This window comes from Rhodothermaceae bacterium, assembly GCA_009838195.1.
Lineage (GTDB): Bacteria > Bacteroidota > Rhodothermia > Rhodothermales > Bin80 > Bin80.
In genome coordinates, this window is record VXSC01000002.1 from 25,607 (window position 1) to 42,497 (window position 16,891).

The 16,891-nt window shown below is 49.6% G+C and carries 18 protein-coding genes; 8 read left to right on the plus strand and 10 right to left on the minus strand.

Annotated features, from left to right (window positions below):
* Positions 1 to 30 precede the first annotated feature (30 nt).
* The 8 genes from F4Y64_00165 to yidD form a co-directional block, all read right to left on the minus strand.
* Positions 31 to 420, minus strand: coding sequence for an energy transducer TonB (locus F4Y64_00165; protein MXX96023.1), 390 nt, complete (start codon positions 418 to 420; stop codon positions 31 to 33).
* A 238-nt stretch (positions 421 to 658) separates the two neighbouring features.
* Positions 659 to 1,327 (minus strand): energy transducer TonB, encoded by a 669-nt coding sequence (locus F4Y64_00170; protein MXX96024.1) that lies wholly within the window; start codon positions 1,325 to 1,327, stop codon positions 659 to 661.
* Positions 1,328 to 1,439: 112 nt separating this feature from the next.
* Positions 1,440 to 3,041: an NAD(P)H-hydrate dehydratase gene (locus F4Y64_00175; protein MXX96025.1), complete on the minus strand. Its 1,602-nt coding sequence runs from the start codon at positions 3,039 to 3,041 to the stop codon at positions 1,440 to 1,442.
* A gap of 6 nt (positions 3,042 to 3,047) precedes the next feature.
* Positions 3,048 to 4,754 carry a hypothetical protein gene (locus F4Y64_00180; GenBank protein MXX96026.1) on the minus strand — a complete coding sequence of 569 codons (1,707 nt, stop codon included), beginning with the start codon at positions 4,752 to 4,754 and terminating at the stop codon, positions 3,048 to 3,050.
* Positions 4,690 to 5,292 (minus strand): hypothetical protein, encoded by a 603-nt coding sequence (locus F4Y64_00185; protein MXX96027.1) that lies wholly within the window; start codon positions 5,290 to 5,292, stop codon positions 4,690 to 4,692. The genes F4Y64_00180 and F4Y64_00185 overlap by 65 nt, the downstream gene beginning before the upstream one ends.
* The gene (locus tag F4Y64_00190) at positions 5,289 to 5,789 is read right to left on the minus strand and encodes a MogA/MoaB family molybdenum cofactor biosynthesis protein (GenBank protein ID MXX96028.1); all 501 of its coding nucleotides are present in this window, start codon (positions 5,787 to 5,789) and stop codon (positions 5,289 to 5,291) included. The genes F4Y64_00185 and F4Y64_00190 overlap by 4 nt, the downstream gene beginning before the upstream one ends.
* Positions 5,790 to 6,020: 231 nt before the next feature.
* Entirely contained in the window at positions 6,021 to 6,761 is a 741-nt protein-coding gene (locus F4Y64_00195) for a hypothetical protein (GenBank protein MXX96029.1), read from the minus strand.
* Positions 6,762 to 6,815: 54 nt separating this feature from the next.
* On the minus strand, positions 6,816 to 7,076 hold the full coding sequence (gene yidD / locus F4Y64_00200) for a membrane protein insertion efficiency factor YidD (GenBank protein ID MXX96030.1): 261 nt from the start codon (positions 7,074 to 7,076) through the stop codon (positions 6,816 to 6,818).
* Between the two features lie 74 nt (positions 7,077 to 7,150).
* On the opposite strand from yidD, the gene hisI reads away from it, so the two are divergent.
* The 3 genes from hisI to F4Y64_00215 all read left to right on the plus strand — a co-directional run bounded on the left by hisI (position 7,151) and on the right by F4Y64_00215 (position 9,465).
* On the plus strand, positions 7,151 to 7,489 hold the full coding sequence (gene hisI, locus F4Y64_00205) for a phosphoribosyl-AMP cyclohydrolase (protein ID MXX96031.1): 339 nt from the start codon (positions 7,151 to 7,153) through the stop codon (positions 7,487 to 7,489).
* A 142-nt stretch (positions 7,490 to 7,631) separates the two neighbouring features.
* Positions 7,632 to 8,390 (plus strand): TPM domain-containing protein, encoded by a 759-nt coding sequence (locus F4Y64_00210; protein ID MXX96032.1) that lies wholly within the window; start codon positions 7,632 to 7,634, stop codon positions 8,388 to 8,390.
* A gap of 16 nt (positions 8,391 to 8,406) precedes the next feature.
* On the plus strand, positions 8,407 to 9,465 hold the full coding sequence (locus F4Y64_00215) for a 6-bladed beta-propeller (protein MXX96033.1): 1,059 nt from the start codon (positions 8,407 to 8,409) through the stop codon (positions 9,463 to 9,465).
* Here F4Y64_00215 and F4Y64_00220 read toward each other — a convergent pair.
* Positions 9,462 to 11,069, minus strand: a complete 1,608-nt coding sequence (locus F4Y64_00220; protein ID MXX96034.1) for a beta-lactamase family protein — start codon at positions 11,067 to 11,069, stop codon at positions 9,462 to 9,464. The two genes, F4Y64_00215 and F4Y64_00220, sit on opposite strands and share 4 nt — an antisense overlap.
* A complete protein-coding gene (locus tag F4Y64_00225) occupies positions 11,066 to 12,388 on the minus strand; it encodes a beta-lactamase family protein (GenBank protein ID MXX96035.1) in 1,323 nt (440 codons plus the stop codon). The genes F4Y64_00220 and F4Y64_00225 overlap by 4 nt, the downstream gene beginning before the upstream one ends.
* Before the next feature lie 299 nt (positions 12,389 to 12,687).
* Here F4Y64_00225 and F4Y64_00230 point away from each other — a divergent pair, with 299 nt between their 5' ends.
* From F4Y64_00230 to F4Y64_00250, 5 genes are all read left to right on the plus strand, one after another.
* A complete protein-coding gene (locus F4Y64_00230; protein MXX96036.1) occupies positions 12,688 to 13,509 on the plus strand; it encodes a hypothetical protein in 822 nt (273 codons plus the stop codon).
* A 222-nt stretch (positions 13,510 to 13,731) separates the two neighbouring features.
* Positions 13,732 to 14,583 carry a PIG-L family deacetylase gene (locus F4Y64_00235; protein ID MXX96037.1) on the plus strand — a complete coding sequence of 284 codons (852 nt, stop codon included), beginning with the start codon at positions 13,732 to 13,734 and terminating at the stop codon, positions 14,581 to 14,583.
* Positions 14,584 to 14,718: 135 nt separating this feature from the next.
* A complete protein-coding gene (locus F4Y64_00240; GenBank protein MXX96038.1) occupies positions 14,719 to 15,498 on the plus strand; it encodes an SDR family oxidoreductase in 780 nt (259 codons plus the stop codon).
* 100 nt (positions 15,499 to 15,598) lie between these two features.
* Positions 15,599 to 16,429: a carbon-nitrogen hydrolase family protein gene (locus F4Y64_00245; protein ID MXX96039.1), complete on the plus strand. Its 831-nt coding sequence runs from the start codon at positions 15,599 to 15,601 to the stop codon at positions 16,427 to 16,429.
* Positions 16,430 to 16,466: 37 nt separating this feature from the next.
* Complete coding sequence (locus tag F4Y64_00250; protein MXX96040.1) at positions 16,467 to 16,781, plus strand: hypothetical protein; 315 nt, start codon at positions 16,467 to 16,469, stop codon at positions 16,779 to 16,781.
* Positions 16,782 to 16,891: the final 110 nt, after the last annotated feature.

Sequence of the window (16,891 nt, forward strand, 5' to 3'; positions counted from 1 at the left end):
TCTGCTTCAAGCTCTGTTGAAGTTTACAGATCAACGCTTCTTGAATACGATCGGAAGAGACATGGTAAACTTTATCAGACGTCCGTGTTGTTGTCCAGGAATGAATTTAGCATGTTCAGTCATGACTCTGATTGCTTCCCGATCGCAATCATCCCCAAGACTATTTTGGACCCGAGGTTCAATCACGTTGCCATTTTCATCTACGTCAAATATGACAAGGACCCTACCATCATAAGGGCATACTCGTTGGTTAACATGCCGCTGCAGCCCTCCAATACCTCCAATCAACTCAGGCATTTTATCGCGGAGTTCATCACCTTCAAGCACCTCGCTATCATTAGTTGTAGACACAACGGTTTGAGGCGTGCTGCAGGCACTGGTACCAACCAGGATAGAGAATAGGAGAAGGACTCGAGTCATGGTACGCAAAGGAAGTTTCCACTTCAAACTCTATTGGAATTCTCTGATCACCGTAGGTTCCCACACCATAATCCTTTTCTGCCTTTGATTATCGCCCCAGTGTAGAGCGCGGGCTGCAATGAGTTGGTCAATCCATGGCGATTTCCACCAGGAAAAGACTCTGGTCAGTATCAACAATAAAAAATGCCCTGCGCCTCAGACAGGCACAGGGCATTTTCCTTAAGAAGGAGTTTGCGGATCAGCGCAACTTGAACACGATCGGAAGAGACATTTTTACCTTTACCGGGCGTCCACGCTGCCGTCCAGGGATGAACTTGGCATGTTCAGTGATTACTCTGATTGCTTCCTGATCGCAACCACCCCCAATGCCACGCGAGACCACTGGTTCACTCACATTGCCATTTTCATCTACGACAAACTGTACAATTACTCTACCCTCAACATTGGCCTTGCGGGCGATTTCTGGATACTTTGCCATGGCCTGTAGACCACCGATGCCTCCGATCAACTCAGGCATCTGCTCGACAATCTCAAAGATCTCGGGCTCTTCAACCACCTCTTCCTCATCCGGTGGAGGAGGCGGTGGAGGTACATTGATAGGAGCGTCCAGGTCCAGTGAAGCATCAAGATCCAAATCGTCGTCTTCCAGAATCTCATCATTCGGGACCTCGACTGGAACGGGTGGACGTGGTGGTGGTGGTGGTTTTTGAATCTGCTTGGTTTGCAAGATTTCTTCCATTTGGACAACTTCCTGCTCAACTTGCTCGATCTCCATCCCCTCTCCACGTTCCAGATTCGCGTTGAATGCAAGAATGAGCAGCAGGAGTGAGACGATCATACCAACCTGCACGAAGAAACCATAAGTTCTTTTCAGGTCAGCTGATGGAGTTTTACGTAATGCCATGATTCACCGGGTTTTGCAGTTAATAGGTAATACGTTACGAATATACGTAAACAAACATACACAAACGAATGTCACATGATCCTACGTTAATGAAAAAAATCTGGTTCCCACAGAATTATTTTTTTCTCAACGAAGTAAGTGCAGTGACGACACTGTCAATCATATCCCCCGCAATCATCGTGCCGGGATGATGTTTACGGGAATATTGATCTGCTGTTAGTCCCCCGATATGGCATGCAGAGATGGCCGCTGTTGGTGCAGCACAACCCTGTGCAAGCAGACCTCCGCATAAGCCAGCCAAAACATCCCCTGTCCCTGCTGTGGCAAGAGAAGGATTCCCTCTTCCACACACGAAGGCTGCCTCCTGGCCGTGGCAGACAATCGTTGGATGACCTTTGAGTACAAGTGTACAATTCCATCGGGATGACCAGTGACGCGCTGAATCAAGTCGATCGAGCTTCCCGGATTCTGAGCCCATGCGCTCAAATTCCCCTGCATGGGGGGTAAGAATCCAGTTCCTTTCCTGATTGGAGGTATTCAGTAGCTGCGCCGCAGTGGAGAGGGCATCTGCATCTACGACCACCGGCATCGCACATGATTGCAAGATTGCCTGTACGAAGCGCTGGGTATTGGGGTGTCTACCTAACCCGGGGCCAATGACCAACGCATTCGCTTTCGCAAGCCATGGTTGTAGTGCAGTCATTGCATCATCGGGTTCAATTCCACCGTCTGGGCACTCGGCTAAGCGGATTGCCGGGATTTCGGTCATCGTAGCCGCCAGAATACTCTGGATACTCTCTGGTACAGCACAGGCTACATAGCCTGCACCAACACGTGCAGCGGCGCGTGCAGCCAGCATGGGGGCACCGGAAAGTCCTGGGGATCCCCCGATCACCAGAACCATTCCTGCACTGTATTTATGGGCCTGTAAATCTCGAGTCGGCAGATAAGATGAGATCGCTGTATCTGTTGAAATCCAATTTATGTCAGACTTAGTCTTGTTCAGGATCGCAGACAGTGGCAGCCCAATATGCATCAGTTCGATTTTGCCCGAGTATGCCGGTCCCTGTCCAAACAGTAGTCCCGGCTTGTATGCACTAAAGGTGATCGTTAAGTCAGCACGCACCGCTCCGCCGAGCGGAGATCCCGTATCCGCATGCAGTCCGGAGGGCAGATCAAGGGCAACCACAGGTGGATTGGTCGTATTCAGTGCATCAACCAAGTTCACGACATCACCCTGTAGGGGTCGATTCAGCCCCACTCCCAATAGTGCATCGATATACAGATCTGCTGGAGGGAGTGGTTTGTGAGGATTATCGTCAAACTGGAGCCGGTCTGATTTGTCAAGCTCTTTCAATTTTCGGAGGAAACTCCAATTTTGTTTGGCTTCCGGCGTGGAGGGAGGTTTTAAGGAAACAACATAGACAAAGGCACCTTGGTTGTAAAGAGTGCGTGCAATAACGTACCCATCCCCACCATTATTCCCGCTTCCGCAGCATACGACGACCTTGCGTCCATGCATCGGGCCATACTCACGTTCAATCGCGAATGCTGCACTTCTACCCGCATTTTCCATAAGTGTTAATGCAGAGAACCCAAACGATTCAATTGCCAATTGATCGAATTTTTGCTGCATATTGCCACGTAATAGTGGCAGAAAACCTGCAGAGAGAGGATCTGATGTTAGCGGGGTCCTGTTTGTAACCTGAGCTTCCATAAGACTTTACTGATCAGTCGTGGGGAAAGACTTTTGAATAGATTGACCGATTCTGAGTATATCGGGTAATGCAGTGTCCCAGCGGGGACGAATGGTTATGGGCTCGGATGTCCAAGTGACCGGCTCAATAGCCTGGTACGGATCAATTAAACCGCCATCCCAGTGACCATTCCGATTTCGATCAATGAACGCACGCAATCGATAGCTGTTTTCCGGGAGATTGTCAAAAATAAAGGCTCCCTCTGAATCTGGTGACTTAGCAGCCAGTATCTGACCGTCCGTATTCATGAGTGTGACCAACACACTATCTCCGGCTGGAATTGTCACGCCACTTAAACTCCCCAAAGATCGAGGCCCCAGCCTTTCAAAAAACCGTACATAGGTGCTGTCGGGTTGCCGTACAGCAACCCGGTAGATCTGGGTTGGGTCATTCAGGGATATTAAGGAATAACCAGTTCCGTTTAACGTCTGGATTTCATAATTTACTGGGGTACCGGTTGAATCCTGAACGCTCAACAGACTGTCCAGGAGCGATGCTCCGATTGGTTGGTCAAAAACGATTTGAGGCGTTTCCCAAGGGGCCAGTTTATATGGATTTTCTGTGCTACTTGGCAGGAATCGCTCAAATTTTGGTTCATCTGTGGTTACACCTGAGGAGCCCATGAAATAGATCGTGTCCAGACGCACAGTATTTCCACTGGAGTCTTGTATGGAGGGATCAGGGAGAAGGGCATAGGGTTTTTCCTGAAGCGGATCCACGGCTAGGTAGACCATGCGTGAGTTTGATTCCGACTGATAACTGGAATAAACCATTGCAGGAGCACGGCTGACCGAATCCATGATACTCCAAGGTTCACCGGTCGGGTTTTGTAGGAAGACGTTTTCGCTGAAGCGAATTTCTACGAGTTGGTTTGCAGTGGCACGTACTCTCTCAATGGATGGCCCAAGAGTGTCTACTTTTGTATACACCCAGTCCGCGTACTGGCTACTTGTATCCGGCGTTGCCCTAATCGCTTCAACGGGGGGGACAGCAAACCATTCCCCTTGGTCGGCTCTCAGATTACGATTCAGATCCCGTAATCCGAGAACGAAGAAATCTGATTCTCGGACATAACTGAATTCAAATTTCCCTTCGGTATCCGTTTGCGTTTGATATGCCGGAGCTTGGTTGGTTGCGGCTTGAGATGGATAGGCAAGAACCATTAGGCCAGCAACCGGCAAGCCTTGTACATGATCAACGATTCGGCCACGCAACCGTCCCTGATCGATCACCGGTCCAGTAGCGAACGCAAAAGATAGCGGGCTTGTGAGCCGGACCCCCCGCCAATCCCTGAACTCATCATCAAGAGTGACCACATAGGTGGTGGAGTCTCTCAGTGGTTCCGGCAGCTGTATCGTTACAGACTGCCGTCGCCATCTATACCGGAGTCTGCCCTGTGGAGTCGGGACGATGGACAGAGCGCGTGCAAAGGATCCCTCATTTACGTACTCTGAAAAAACAAGCCGAAGCTCAGTAGGAGATACCTCTACCGATTCATGTGGAGGATCTGTTGAGACAAGAGAGGGTGGAACATCATCGCGTGGACCACCTGTTGGCGGGCGTGGGTCTGCACAGCTACAGATCAGCAGAAAACTCACGAAGGCAATCTTACGAGTCAGCACTATTGTTTCGCAGATTGAAGAAGAGGAATGCAGCGAGTCCGGTCGCTGCAGCTATGATTACCGGCTCCAGATTGCGACGGACCCAGCGATCCCGGGGAGGCTCCGCCTGAGTTTCAGGATAGGCGGGCGATTCCAGATCAGGGATCATGCCCTTTCGGATTTGATCCGAGAACAGGTTCTGGCAGGTGTCTTGAGCGAGAATCTCACCATTTATTCCCAAAAACGTGTACTGTAGATCCAGTTCTGCTGAGCGCGAGAATGTCTTGCGTCGGACACGCGTATAGGAGATTGTCGACTTGGACACTTCCCAGGAGAGCAGAAAAGGGGAGGTTGGGTTACGCAGAGAATCAGCTAAGAAAAGGGTCTTATCCTGTTGATGCCAACGATTGATCAGAGCATTGGTCACATAAGGTAGAGTAGCCGGTGGAGACAGAATCAGAGAATCCACTTCCATGGGAACAGACTCCAGGCATGCAACACCAAGGTTTTCGAATACTTGCATATTCGTAAGCAACTCTTGAGCAGAAGCGGATGTGATCGAACAAAGCCCCCACCAGCCTGCAAGCAACAAAGCCAGGGAGTGTTTCATAACGAATCTTTGTGTAGTTCAGCGACTAGGTGTCGGGCTTCGGGAATGATCAACTTTTCCATTGCCAGTTCAACAGCTTTGGGAGATCCAGGAACCACAAAAATAATCAGACCGGCACATGTGCCGGCAATCGCCCGGGAGAGCATAGCTCTACTTCCAACCTGGTCCCAGGAGAGTACGCGGAAAAGTTCTCCGAATCCGGGCAATCTTTTGTCTAAAAGAGGGTGAATTGCCTCAAAAGTTTGATCTCTGTGACTTATACCGGTACCTCCACTCACGCAGACCACATCTGTGTTTCCGGATTGGGCGTGAATTGTCTCCCGTATAACATCTGGTTCGTCTGGAATAATACACTGTGAGGCAATCGTGTGTCCACTGTGTTGGACTAACCTAGCCATACATGCACCGCTCTTATCGGTCGCTTTTGTTCGCGTATCGCTCACTGTGATGAGTGTAAATCGCAGTGTGGCAGGTGCGCCTGACTCATGAATACTCATTGTTGGGGCTTATAGAAGGGAGCTACCCAAATGGATGGAAACTTGGTATCTCGCAACTTCGCTACTTCGTAGAAACGAACGTTGAGTCTTATTGCCAATAATCACCTGATAAATGATCATCATCACTTCCATACGAAAGATTAACCTGAATTCAAGTTTCCGAGCAATTGAATCGTTGCCGTAGCAATTCTCTTGTCCGGATCAACACAGGCTTGACCCCTCCCGACAAGTTCAAGATCTTTCATCAATTTTGATTATTGTCGTGACAGGATTGAATTTCCATTGATATTCCTCGTCAAGAACCGAGCAGTTAAAGTAATCGATTCCATGCTTTTGATCCTCACCACGAGAACTGTGAATGTGGCCGAAGAACACTGCCTTCAACTTTGGGAGTTCTTGGCATCGGACGTACAGATCTTTGCTACCAAGGTAGTCACTCGGGTGAATATCCTGCGGTAGGACGGGCCCGACCGTGTCGAGAATTGAGTACGGGGGGCCATGGCTTATTAGCACATCAGTCACGACGGGAAATTTATTTGTGTACGCAGACATGTCATATCCCTGAAAAAACCATGGCCCAAACGGTGGCGTATGAGGTAATCCCCAGATCCTGACACCCCCGTCCTCCTTAGAGCCAAATAGGGTTACACCGTCATTCACTAAAAGGTGTACTCCTACCCCCTCCGTTTGTAACTGACATTTCATGGGCATGAATTCGCAAATCTGGTCATGATTGCCTGGAACCACTATAATTGCTCTGAACTGGTCTCTGACGACTGACAGTTCACGCAAAAACTTTCGCCATGACCGCGTGTGACTGTCATGGATCACGGACTTATACAGATGATTTGTTCTGCCAGCGGTGAAGTCTCCACAGTGAATGAGAATGTCACTTTCGCAATCCTTCAGCAGGTCTGGCAACGCGACTTGTCCATGCGTGTCACTGATAGCGGTTATGCTGAATTCAGGCATTTTGTTTTGGTGTGATTAAGGTAAGGTGACAAATGGGATCGAATCAAGTCAAAGTCACTCACAGACACAAGCACCATCTTTTGGCTCTGGTGACTCACCAAACCATCGGGGAGGATCATACCCATGTTTTGCCCATGGATGACATCGTGCTACACGCCAAATGGCCAGCACCATCCCCTTCGGTACCCCATACTTATTTATGGCCTGTATCGCATAATTTGAGCACGAAGGCGTGTACCGACATGCGTTACGAAGATGCGGTGACAATATCAGTTGGTAGGCGCGTATGGGTAGTATAAAAAATCGCCGTATCATGTATCAGTTGTACATTTTCCACCAATCCTACATTCTTTCCGTATAAAGGTCCCTATCAACGATACAGTGTTCCCATGAGTGAACTTACAACCGAGAAGATGACGGACATCGCATTTAATCAGGATGGCCTTGTTCCAGTTGTTGTTCAGGAAGCCACCACGCTGGAGGTACTGATGCTGGCTTACATGAATCAGGATACATTGGAACAAACGCTGAGAACCGGGACCATGACGTATTGGAGTCGGTCACGAGGATGTGTGTGGGTTAAAGGGGAAACCAGTGGGCAGTTCCAAATCGTGAAATCCGCAAAATTGGATTGCGATCGGGATACATTACTGTTCATGGTAGAGCAGCAGGGGGGTGGTGCATGCCATACGGGAGCTCGAACCTGCTTTTTTCGGGATTTAATGTAAGGAGGATTCGAGTAGGATCGGCCTCGAGATGGGATGATTCAAACTTCACATACAGATAGGCTCAGGTGCCGGGTAAGGGTATTTGTCTCAGCAGCGTAGGTAGTCTGGTCCAGTGCGGTCATCTTTCCGGCGAATCGACTCAATGACGATCTGGAAGTCCACATTTTGCTTGGCATCCGTAATCTTGATGGTAGGATGTCTGATTGAAAACCAGATATCGGAGCCGGATTGGATTGTTGATCGGGCAGATGTATTGGATGCCGAAGAAGAGAGTGCTCTGTTAAATCTGCTTTCCGATTTCTACGACAGTACATCCGTTACGATTGTCGGAGTAACAGCAGAATCTATACGAGGGCAATCCATAGAGCTGCATGCGGCATCGTTGTATGCATCATGGGAACTAGGGTCTATCGAAACTCATAACGGAATTTTGGTCCTCCTCCGGGCAGATGAGCGCTTGGTGCAGATTACCGTAGGTAGTGGCATGGCACAGGAGTTACCATCGCTGGTGCTTGATTCGATTAAGGTCGAGATGGCGGAGCTATTTGGTTTGGGTGACTATTACGGTGGTTTCGAGAGGGGTTTTGATATGCTCATGCGCCGTGCCGGTGCAGTCCCGTGGACGATCGCATACACGAGCATTTTTGATGCCGAACGTGACTCGTTGCACAGTATGGATGAGATTGTGTCCACAGAAGGCGTGATTACAGGATTTCAAGAGGATTTGGTTATACTCACGGATTCCGATGGACGAGATGTTCGTTTGATGGTCCCCACAGAAGCACCAATTCTTTCTTTAGAGGATGTGATCGGATTTACCGGGCGTATTGTGCAACTACAGCCGATACAGGTTCAGGTGCTGAATTTGGAGGCAGACTATACACTTGAGTTATTGAATTAAACCTTTGGAGGTCCTGATGACAATGAATCGGCGCGAATTTACGCAGCGCACTTCTTCGGCTGCCTTACTAACGTTCTTTCCCGTGAGCATTATCAGTAAACGGCCTGAGCCGGGTGAACTGATCGGTCACGGAGATTACCGCTATCGGGTACACCGAACCTGGGGAGACCTGGATTCTGAGGTTACCCCGATAAATAACTGCCACGAGATGGTACAGGATCAGGCCGGCCGGCTGATCATGATCGGGGATGAGACACGCAATAACATACTTATCTATGATACCTCAGGCAATTTGCTTGACACATGGGGCAGTGACTATCCTTATGGGCATGGGTTAACAATTTGGGAGGCAGGTGGAGAAGAATTCCTGTTCATTTGCGACAATGGTTTTGATGGGAATCCGCAGGTAGTGAAGACGACCTTGGCGGGAGAGGTTGTCATGAGGTTACCACATCCTAAAGCAGTTGGGGCATATGAGGAATCCGATGCTTTTCATCCTACAGAAACTGCCATCGCTCCGAATGGCGATATCTATGTGGCTGATGGGTACGGATCACAGTGGATTCTCCAGTTCAATTCTAAAGGAGAATATATTCGCAAGTTTGGGGGTAGGGGGGATGAGGATCACCAGTTTCAGACAGCTCATGGTGTATGCGTAGATCTGCGCAATCCAGAGATGCCATCGTTGGTGTGTACCAGCCGAGGGCATAATGCATTCAAAAGGTTCTCGTTGAGTGGAGATTATCTCTCGACGATTTTTCTGCCGGGTGCGTACGTTTGCCGTGCGGTCATTCACGGAGAAACCATGTATTCAGGTGTATGCTGGTCAAGGCTTCGCTATCTGAATCAGACACCCGATTCCGGTTTTGTTACAATCCTGGACAAACATGATCAGGTTGTATCAAATCCAGGGGGGACTCCACCAGTCTACGAAAATGGCCAGTTGCAACTCATGCTACAGGAGAAGGCGATATTCAATCATTGTCATGATGTGTGTGTAGACAATGATGAAAATCTGTATGTCTGCCAGTGGAATGCAGGGAAAACCTATCCTATTAAACTGGAACGGGTTTAGCAGCCCTTATTGAATACTACTTTTCGATTGCGCGAGCTGTTTGCTTCAAAGTAGCTCACGGTCTGAGTACTGGTATCAACAAAAAATCGGATTACAGGCATTAACCACGAATCGCTGGTAAAGACATTTTCAAGGGCATTCGTCAATTCAAATTCTTTGCCGCGTGGCCCGGTCGCAATCAGTTTTCCATCCTCAGTACGCATCCAGTAGGATACGCCAAGCTCCGCGCTGTTGTAGCACCCTTCAAATGGCGTAAGGTCAATCTCTTTCGGTAATGGTAGCCTCTCGGCTTCAAGGTCCGTTGTAGAGGCATGCGTGATCTGCCCCAGTGAATCACGAGCGAAGGTGATGGTTAAACTGAGTGCCGGAATATATAAAGAGTCTGCCCCAATTGACTGGGCAGGCACGCTTGGAGTGGGAGGTAAATGGGCGAACAGTGATGATCCACTTGTGGTAAGCCGTAAAACGTGCGCCTCACTCAAATCATAGATTCCTTCATAATCACCAGATTTGTCCCCAAGGCTCAGGGGAGTTGGAGGGATTTCAGGGGGGCCCATGAATCCTCCCAGATAGTGTTCAGCAACAAGCTGTGCCATCGCAGTAGCATTCAGAGATGCATGGTTGCCAAGTACAATGACGGCAAACTCGTGATCGGGGATCCGAAGAATTGTCGTTCGAAAACCAGCCCAACCACCCGAATGGGAGAGTGTATTCAATCCTCTGTACGTCCCTCGAACCAGTCCAAAACCATATGGAAGGGTCGTACTATCACTGAGTTGCCCCTGTAAATTCATCATAGAATGCACAGCAGGCGTTCCTAGGCTCTGGTCCTCAAAGTTCTGCACCCAATTGAGCAGGTCCTCAGTGGTTGTATGCAGGGAGCTGGACCCGGTCGCCATAAGACCATTACCGATGCGCTGAAATTCCCCGGACTGTAGACTGTAGCTTGTTACGCGTCCTGACACAACTTCTTCGTGATCATCCTGAAAAAACGTACGGGTCATTCCAAGTGGCTCGAATATCCGGTCTTTCATGAAAGTCCGGAAGGATTGTCCGCTGATACGCTCAATCACAAGGGCAAGAAGGGTATAGCCCGTATTCGAGTAGCTGTATCGAGTCCCTGGAACGAAATTCAATGTTTGTTGATGCTTCACAAAAAAGAGAATCTCCTCCATGGAGATCACGTCCTCCAATTCACGTCCAGAAAGTCCGAGCATTCCCGGCCAGTCCCTGAGTCCACTGGTATGGTAGAGCAGGTTTTCGATTGTAATTGTATGTCCGAAATCCGGTAACTCCGGCAGGTAGGTCCGTAGATCTTCATCCAGTGTGATCTTTCCTTCGTCAACCAGCATTGCGATTGCAAATGCGCAGAATTGCTTGGACACTGAGGCAATGTCGAAGACACTGGCGGATGAAATTGGGATCGCGTGTTCCAGGTTGGCCGTCCCATATCCTTCGTGATGGATGACTGCCCCCCGGTACAGTACGGCTACCGCTGCTCCAGGACTTTTGTCTGTGTCCCAAGGGCGGAAGAGTTTATCCACCTGTGCATAGACCGGAGTATTCACTACTACGATCAGCCATATGAGGAGTCGGTAGGTCATTGGTCCATTTTCTCAAACCAGACATCCTGAGAGCGTCCAGAACTGATATGAACCCCGGTTAAACGATCATTTTCCCGTTTGAATTCGAAAGAACTCAGGTACCATGTGTCACTGGAAAAGGAGTCCCTTCCTGTCCGAGACAGCGTGGCTAGCTCGCCTCGCTGGGAGCGTGCACGCAGTGTATCAGACTCAAGGGAAATGTAGATCGTGCTACCGAGTTCACGGCTATGATATGCACCCTCGTACGCGTTCAGGCTTTTTTCCTCAATGAAGAAAGTGGCAATCTTAAGCGCCATATTTGATGGGTTGAATTCCTCTAGGTTGCCAAGCACAACAATGCCAAGGTCATGATTGGGGAACCGTCCTGCCCAGGCACGGAATCCCCGGTGAGAGCCACTATGGCCAATAGATTGTGTCCCTCTAAATCGTCCGTAGCTGAGACCAAATGCATACGTAAGTGTATCTCCATCGGAGAGGATCCCGCGTGAATGTGCCAGATCTCGCGTCTGGGTTCCACCGACATCGCCTCGCTTCAATGCGGTGAGCCACCGACCCAGGTCCAGTGCCGTCGTATAGAGTCCACTGGCTCCAACACTGGAGTAATTCACACGTTGAGCTTTATATCCACCGAGTGCAGTGATATAGCCGGAGGCAACATTTTCGATCACCTGCCCCCGTTTTGAGCGGAACTGTGAATTCGTCATTCCAAGTGGCAGGAAAAAGTTGTCATGCATCCATTCGCTGAATGATTGTCCGCTCACGCGTTCAATAATTTCTGCCATCAGTGTATAGCCGGAGTTGCTATACATATATTGTTCTCCGGGATCAAAATTCAGATCATTTTGGCGATAAATAAGGCGCAAAATGTCGTCCTTGGTGATCACATCATCCATCCGGTACCCAGCCAGCGCCAGAAGGCTGAATTCGTCACGCAGTCCACTGGTGTGATGAACTAAATGCCGCACGGTAATTGGAGAGGTGAAGGATGCCAGTTCTGGTACATAGTCTGTGACCGGGTCATCAAGTGAAATTTTGGCTTGGGTCGCGAGGAGCGCAATTCCGTAGGCGGTGAATTGCTTTGATACACTTGCAACCATGAAGACAGTATGGGGAGTGACCAGGATATTGTGTTCCAGGTCGGCTACACCGTATCCCTTGGCAAAGTGGATGCTGTCACCGCGCACGATTACAACCGCTGCACCAGGAGTATCCGGTTGATCCACGGCAGAGAAAAGGGAATCGACATGGGCCTCCAGCGACTGACCAAATGCGGGCCAGGCGAAAGCAAACAGACATGAAATGAGAATCTTGCGTAGCATGGGGTATGCAAAGGCACAATTTAATCAGTATCAAGGAAGCTTCAAAATATAACACGGGGTCAATCACCGGGTGAGGATAATCTTGCAGCGTAACAGCGACTTTCCGGTTCAAGTTCGGCTTTTGTATAAACGCAAAAAATGTATCTTTTGAGCAGACTAGCCTGCCCTCATCATGACCTGTCCGCAGAGTATTGCCTCGTTGCTGCACGAGTTATTGGAGCTACAGTTGAACAAGTGGCTTACATCAGGCAGAAGTTTGCTGGCAGGGAGTCCATGGATAGAACACCGATGGCGCCGAAATGCATCAACTGAAACGAATTCCCCCAACCACTGACGGTAAGGTACTGGATCAGTACTTCACCAAGCCTGAGGTGGCGCAGCGTTGTCTGGCCAAATTGGGTGATCTGTCCAGATACGACCTGATCATTGAGCCCTCTGCCGGCAATGGCGTTTTCCTGGAGGCTCTTCAGCATTCGAACAAGATCGGGATTGACATTGCACCACAACACAAGGATGTGTTGAAGGCTGACTGGCTTGAGTATAGGATTGACCAAACAGCCAAATGTGTACTGGTAGTGGGGAATCCGCCATACGGACAGTACCATAAGTTGTCATCCGCCTTCATAAAGCAGGCCACACAGTTTTCCAACGTCCATACCGTTGCCTTCATACTGCCAAATGTATACCGAAAGCACACACGTCAACGGATAATTCCTGAAAACTGGCGCATTGCTTCTATGACGAAACTCGGGCAAGATTGCTTCACGTTGGAGGGTCAAGACTATCATGTTCCAACCAGCTTCTTCGTACTGGATAGATCTCCGGGGAAGGACCTTAGGGTAAGGCTACCGGAGAAAATAACGGGCACACAAGATTTTGATTTTGCCACAAAAAAAGAATTTGATGTGTTCGTCTTCGGGGCATCGCCGAAGCGGGTAACCACCGATCCGAAGCCGAACAATCGCGGTCACTTCCTCAAGGCAAAGATACCTGTTCCCATGTTAATTGAGCGGATCAAATGCGTCGATTGGCAGGGAAATTCATGTGCTAATGGTGGAGTCTACTGGCTAACAAAATTCGAATTTGCCGAGCAGTATCAAGCCTGCCATGAATCACCGTGAAATTCTAATCGTGCCGGGATTATATTGCAATATCTGCAACCGGCAGATGAGTTGGTGACAGATCGGAAATCTGAAAAATGTTTTCGATCTTCAATCGGAATCCCCGACCCCTTACGGTTACATGAGCAAGTGTTATTATTTAGGGACCACCATAACTGAGTAAGTATCATGAAGCTTCAAAATTCGGCCCTTTGGGCTTTTATCTATCTGGGTCTAATTGGAATGACCCTTCACACTTCCGTGGCAGCGCAAGAGCCGCTTAGGATTATTGCCTTTGGAGGGCATCCAGATGACTGCGAGGTACGTGCTGCTGGGGTCGCCTCTATGTGGGCAGCGATGGGGCATAAGGTCAAATTTGTCTCCGTTACCAATGGAGATATCGGCCATTATGCAATGGCGGGTGGTCCGCTAGCTCTTACACGAAAGGCCGAAATCGAAGACTGCCAGGAAATACTTGGGATCGAAGAATCCATTATGCTTGACAACCATGACGGGGAGCTCATGCCCACGCTGGAGAACCGTAAGACCATTGCTCGATTGATTCGGGACTGGCAGGCGGATATTGTTTTGGGTCCGCGTTCAAATGACTATCATCCAGATCATCGGTATACAGCGATCCTAGTTCAGGATGCCGCATTCATGGTGACCGTTCCCTTTTTCACACCGACGGTTCCACGCGTGGAAAAAAACCCGGTATTCCTGTACTACCATGATCGTTTCCAGCGACCTTATCCTTTTGAGCCGGATATCGCGGTGGACATTGGTCCAGTCGGAGACCAGAAGTATGGTTGTATGGCCGCGCTAAGAAGTCAGTTTTCCGACTGGAATGCATGGCTTGCAGGATATCATGATGAGGTTCCTGAAGACGAAGAGGCTCGTAAGGCTTGGATTCGCGAGCGCTTCCAAGCTCGGGATGCACATGTAGCGGATACTTACAGAGATTTACTCATACAGTATTATGGGGAAGAGCGTGGGAATGCGATCGAATTTGCAGAAGCGTTCGAGATCTCGGAATACGGGAGTCAGCCAACACCGGAGCAGCTCAGAGCACTGTTTCCCTTTTTTGATGAGTAAAAGCAGTCAACAACGCTTATTGAAGGAGTCGTCAGAACGAGTGCTTAAGGCTGGTGTGCGAAGCTGATTTTCACGCGCTCAGAGATTCAATGGTAGGTTCCATGTCCAGGTTAGAATACCAAAACTAGATTGATAATGCAGTTACAAGGAAAGACATTCATCGTCACAGGGTCCGCGGGTGGTATCGGACGATCCATTGCCCGGGCCTGTATTCAAGATGGAGCACAGATACTCCTAGTGGATCGGAATGAAGCCGGGTTGCATGAGACACAGAGCATGTTGGGGCAGCGCAGCAAGGTACATGTCGACGATTTGCTGGATCCAGAATCTGCGTCTCGTATTGTTAAATCTGCGATCGATCATTATGGAGATTTACATGGAATCGTAAATAATGCTGCACTCCTGACGAGGTCAACGATTGAATCGACAACGCCTGAGCTTTTTGATCGGGTAGTGAATGTCAATGCAAAGGCTCCACTCTTGCTCATTAAGGCAGGGTTGAAGTATTTGGCCAAAAGCAAGGGGAGTGTTGTGAATATCGGATCCATCAATGCACACTGCGGAGAGCAGCCACTACTCGCCTACAGCATGTCTAAGGGTGCATTGATGACGATGACGCGCAATCTTGGAGATAGTCTCCATGTACAATATGGTGTTCGGGTGAACCAAGTTAATCCGGGATGGGTATTGACCGAGCACGAATACCAGATCAAGATGGATGATGGATTACCCGAGGATTGGCCGAGTCGTTTACCACATGATATAGCTCCATCTGGAGGGCTCGTTTCACCCGAGACGATTGCCGCAGCCGTTGTTTTTTGGCTCAGTGATCAGTCCCGCCCCGTCAGTGGCTCAGTGATCGACATGGAACAGTATCCAGTCATCGGACGATACCCGGTCAAGGAGGTAACATAAAGCGGGTGAATCCCCTCATATTTTTATGTGATCTTTGCCACTTCAGGGTAGCGTTACGGGGATTTCAAGATTGAGAAATTCTAGCTCTTGGTGATAAAGCATGGAAATCGGATCGGATTCACTGACACTCGCACTCGTCAGTGAAGTCTTCAGCACGGAAGATGAGCTAGTGTCAAGCCTCAAAGCAGCGCGCAGTCAGGGGGCGGACTTGGCCGTCTTGCCCGAATTACCCTTGAATGAGTGGTCTCCGGCCACAAAAAAAGCAAGATTAGAGGATGCCGAAAGTTCAGGTGGCTGGCGGGAAATCATTCAATGCAATGCTGCCCGAAGGGCAGAAATTGCTGTGTTAGGAGGATTGATCCGGGTTACACGTGATGGTCGTCGCATTAACCTTGCATTGCTGATCAGCGCCCAAGGAGCAATCATAGATTCATCAGCGAAACATGTTTTGCCTGATGAAGAAGGATTCTGGGAATGTGACCACTACGAGCCTGTCGCAGATCCCCCACAGGTCATTGAGTTCATGGGTGCGAAGGTTGGGATCCAGATTTGTTCAGACGCCAATCGACCCACCGCAGCTCAACTTCTCGCCGCGCAAGGTGCACATGTGATTCTGGCTCCGCGAGCAACCAGTATATCTTCGTGGAAGCGATGGCGCCTCGCGTACAGGGCCATGGCACTGACCGCCTCTGCCTGGGTGGTGTCCGTATGCCGTCCCCGACCGGAATTCGGTGTAGAAATGGGAGGCCCCTCTCTAGTGGTTGATCCAATGGGAGAGGTTGTATTGGAAACGACGGAGCGTATTGCAACTGTAGTGCTGGATCGGCGTGCAGTCGAAGACGCCCGCCAATCGTATCCCGGCTATCTTGCATGGCCAGCTAAAACGTATATGACCGGCTGGGAAAACATTCTCAGAAGTCAGCAAAAATGACCAATCTGCTTCGCCTACCGGACGGCCAGCTGTCACGATGAAAGTTTCTTTACACTACAATCCGAGCTGCTCGGACTGTGTGCGACAGGCGAAACGCACCGCACGGCTCGACTGGTTGCGGGCGGTGAGCCTGAGAACGGATCGTTCACCTTTAGGGGAGGTTCCGGTAGGCGAAATCGTAGTTGTCGACGAGCAGAGACGCCAAGTGTACACCGGTATCTACGCCACACGCATGGTGTGCCTTAGGATCCCACTATTGTTTCTCTACGGGCTCCTTCTCTACATTCCAGGTATCCGAGACCGGATCGGTGAAGCGAAGCTTGGGTGCAATGGTGACGCGTGTGAATTCTGACATCGCACCTCGCCATTGTTGCTGAGCTGTATGTCGTCATCTAGTTTGTCCTTGGGGCACGCGTCGTGATCCGAAGTGGGCACACGGCGTAGAAATCGAAGGTCCCTCGC

Coding starts and splice junctions, on each gene's coding strand:
- F4Y64_00190 (MXX96028.1), bottom strand. CDS start 5,789: ATGAGTATTCATGAGTCAGGCGCACCTGCCACACTGCGATTTACACTC.
- F4Y64_00210 (MXX96032.1), top strand. CDS start 7,632: ATGACGATCTGGAAGTCCACATTTTGCTTGGCATCCGTAATCTTGATG.
- F4Y64_00235 (MXX96037.1), top strand. CDS start 13,732: ATGACCCTTCACACTTCCGTGGCAGCGCAAGAGCCGCTTAGGATTATT.
- F4Y64_00245 (MXX96039.1), top strand. CDS start 15,599: ATGGAAATCGGATCGGATTCACTGACACTCGCACTCGTCAGTGAAGTC.
- F4Y64_00230 (MXX96036.1), top strand. CDS start 12,688: ATGCATCAACTGAAACGAATTCCCCCAACCACTGACGGTAAGGTACTG.
- F4Y64_00250 (MXX96040.1), top strand. CDS start 16,467: ATGAAAGTTTCTTTACACTACAATCCGAGCTGCTCGGACTGTGTGCGA.
- F4Y64_00220 (MXX96034.1), bottom strand. CDS start 11,069: ATGACCTACCGACTCCTCATATGGCTGATCGTAGTAGTGAATACTCCG.
- F4Y64_00215 (MXX96033.1), top strand. CDS start 8,407: ATGACAATGAATCGGCGCGAATTTACGCAGCGCACTTCTTCGGCTGCC.
- yidD (MXX96030.1), bottom strand. CDS start 7,076: ATGATACGGCGATTTTTTATACTACCCATACGCGCCTACCAACTGATA.
- F4Y64_00175 (MXX96025.1), bottom strand. CDS start 3,041: ATGGAAGCTCAGGTTACAAACAGGACCCCGCTAACATCAGATCCTCTC.
- F4Y64_00225 (MXX96035.1), bottom strand. CDS start 12,388: ATGCTACGCAAGATTCTCATTTCATGTCTGTTTGCTTTCGCCTGGCCC.
- F4Y64_00195 (MXX96029.1), bottom strand. CDS start 6,761: ATGCCTGAATTCAGCATAACCGCTATCAGTGACACGCATGGACAAGTC.
- F4Y64_00240 (MXX96038.1), top strand. CDS start 14,719: ATGCAGTTACAAGGAAAGACATTCATCGTCACAGGGTCCGCGGGTGGT.
- F4Y64_00185 (MXX96027.1), bottom strand. CDS start 5,292: ATGAAACACTCCCTGGCTTTGTTGCTTGCAGGCTGGTGGGGGCTTTGT.
- hisI (MXX96031.1), top strand. CDS start 7,151: ATGAGTGAACTTACAACCGAGAAGATGACGGACATCGCATTTAATCAG.
- F4Y64_00165 (MXX96023.1), bottom strand. CDS start 420: ATGACTCGAGTCCTTCTCCTATTCTCTATCCTGGTTGGTACCAGTGCC.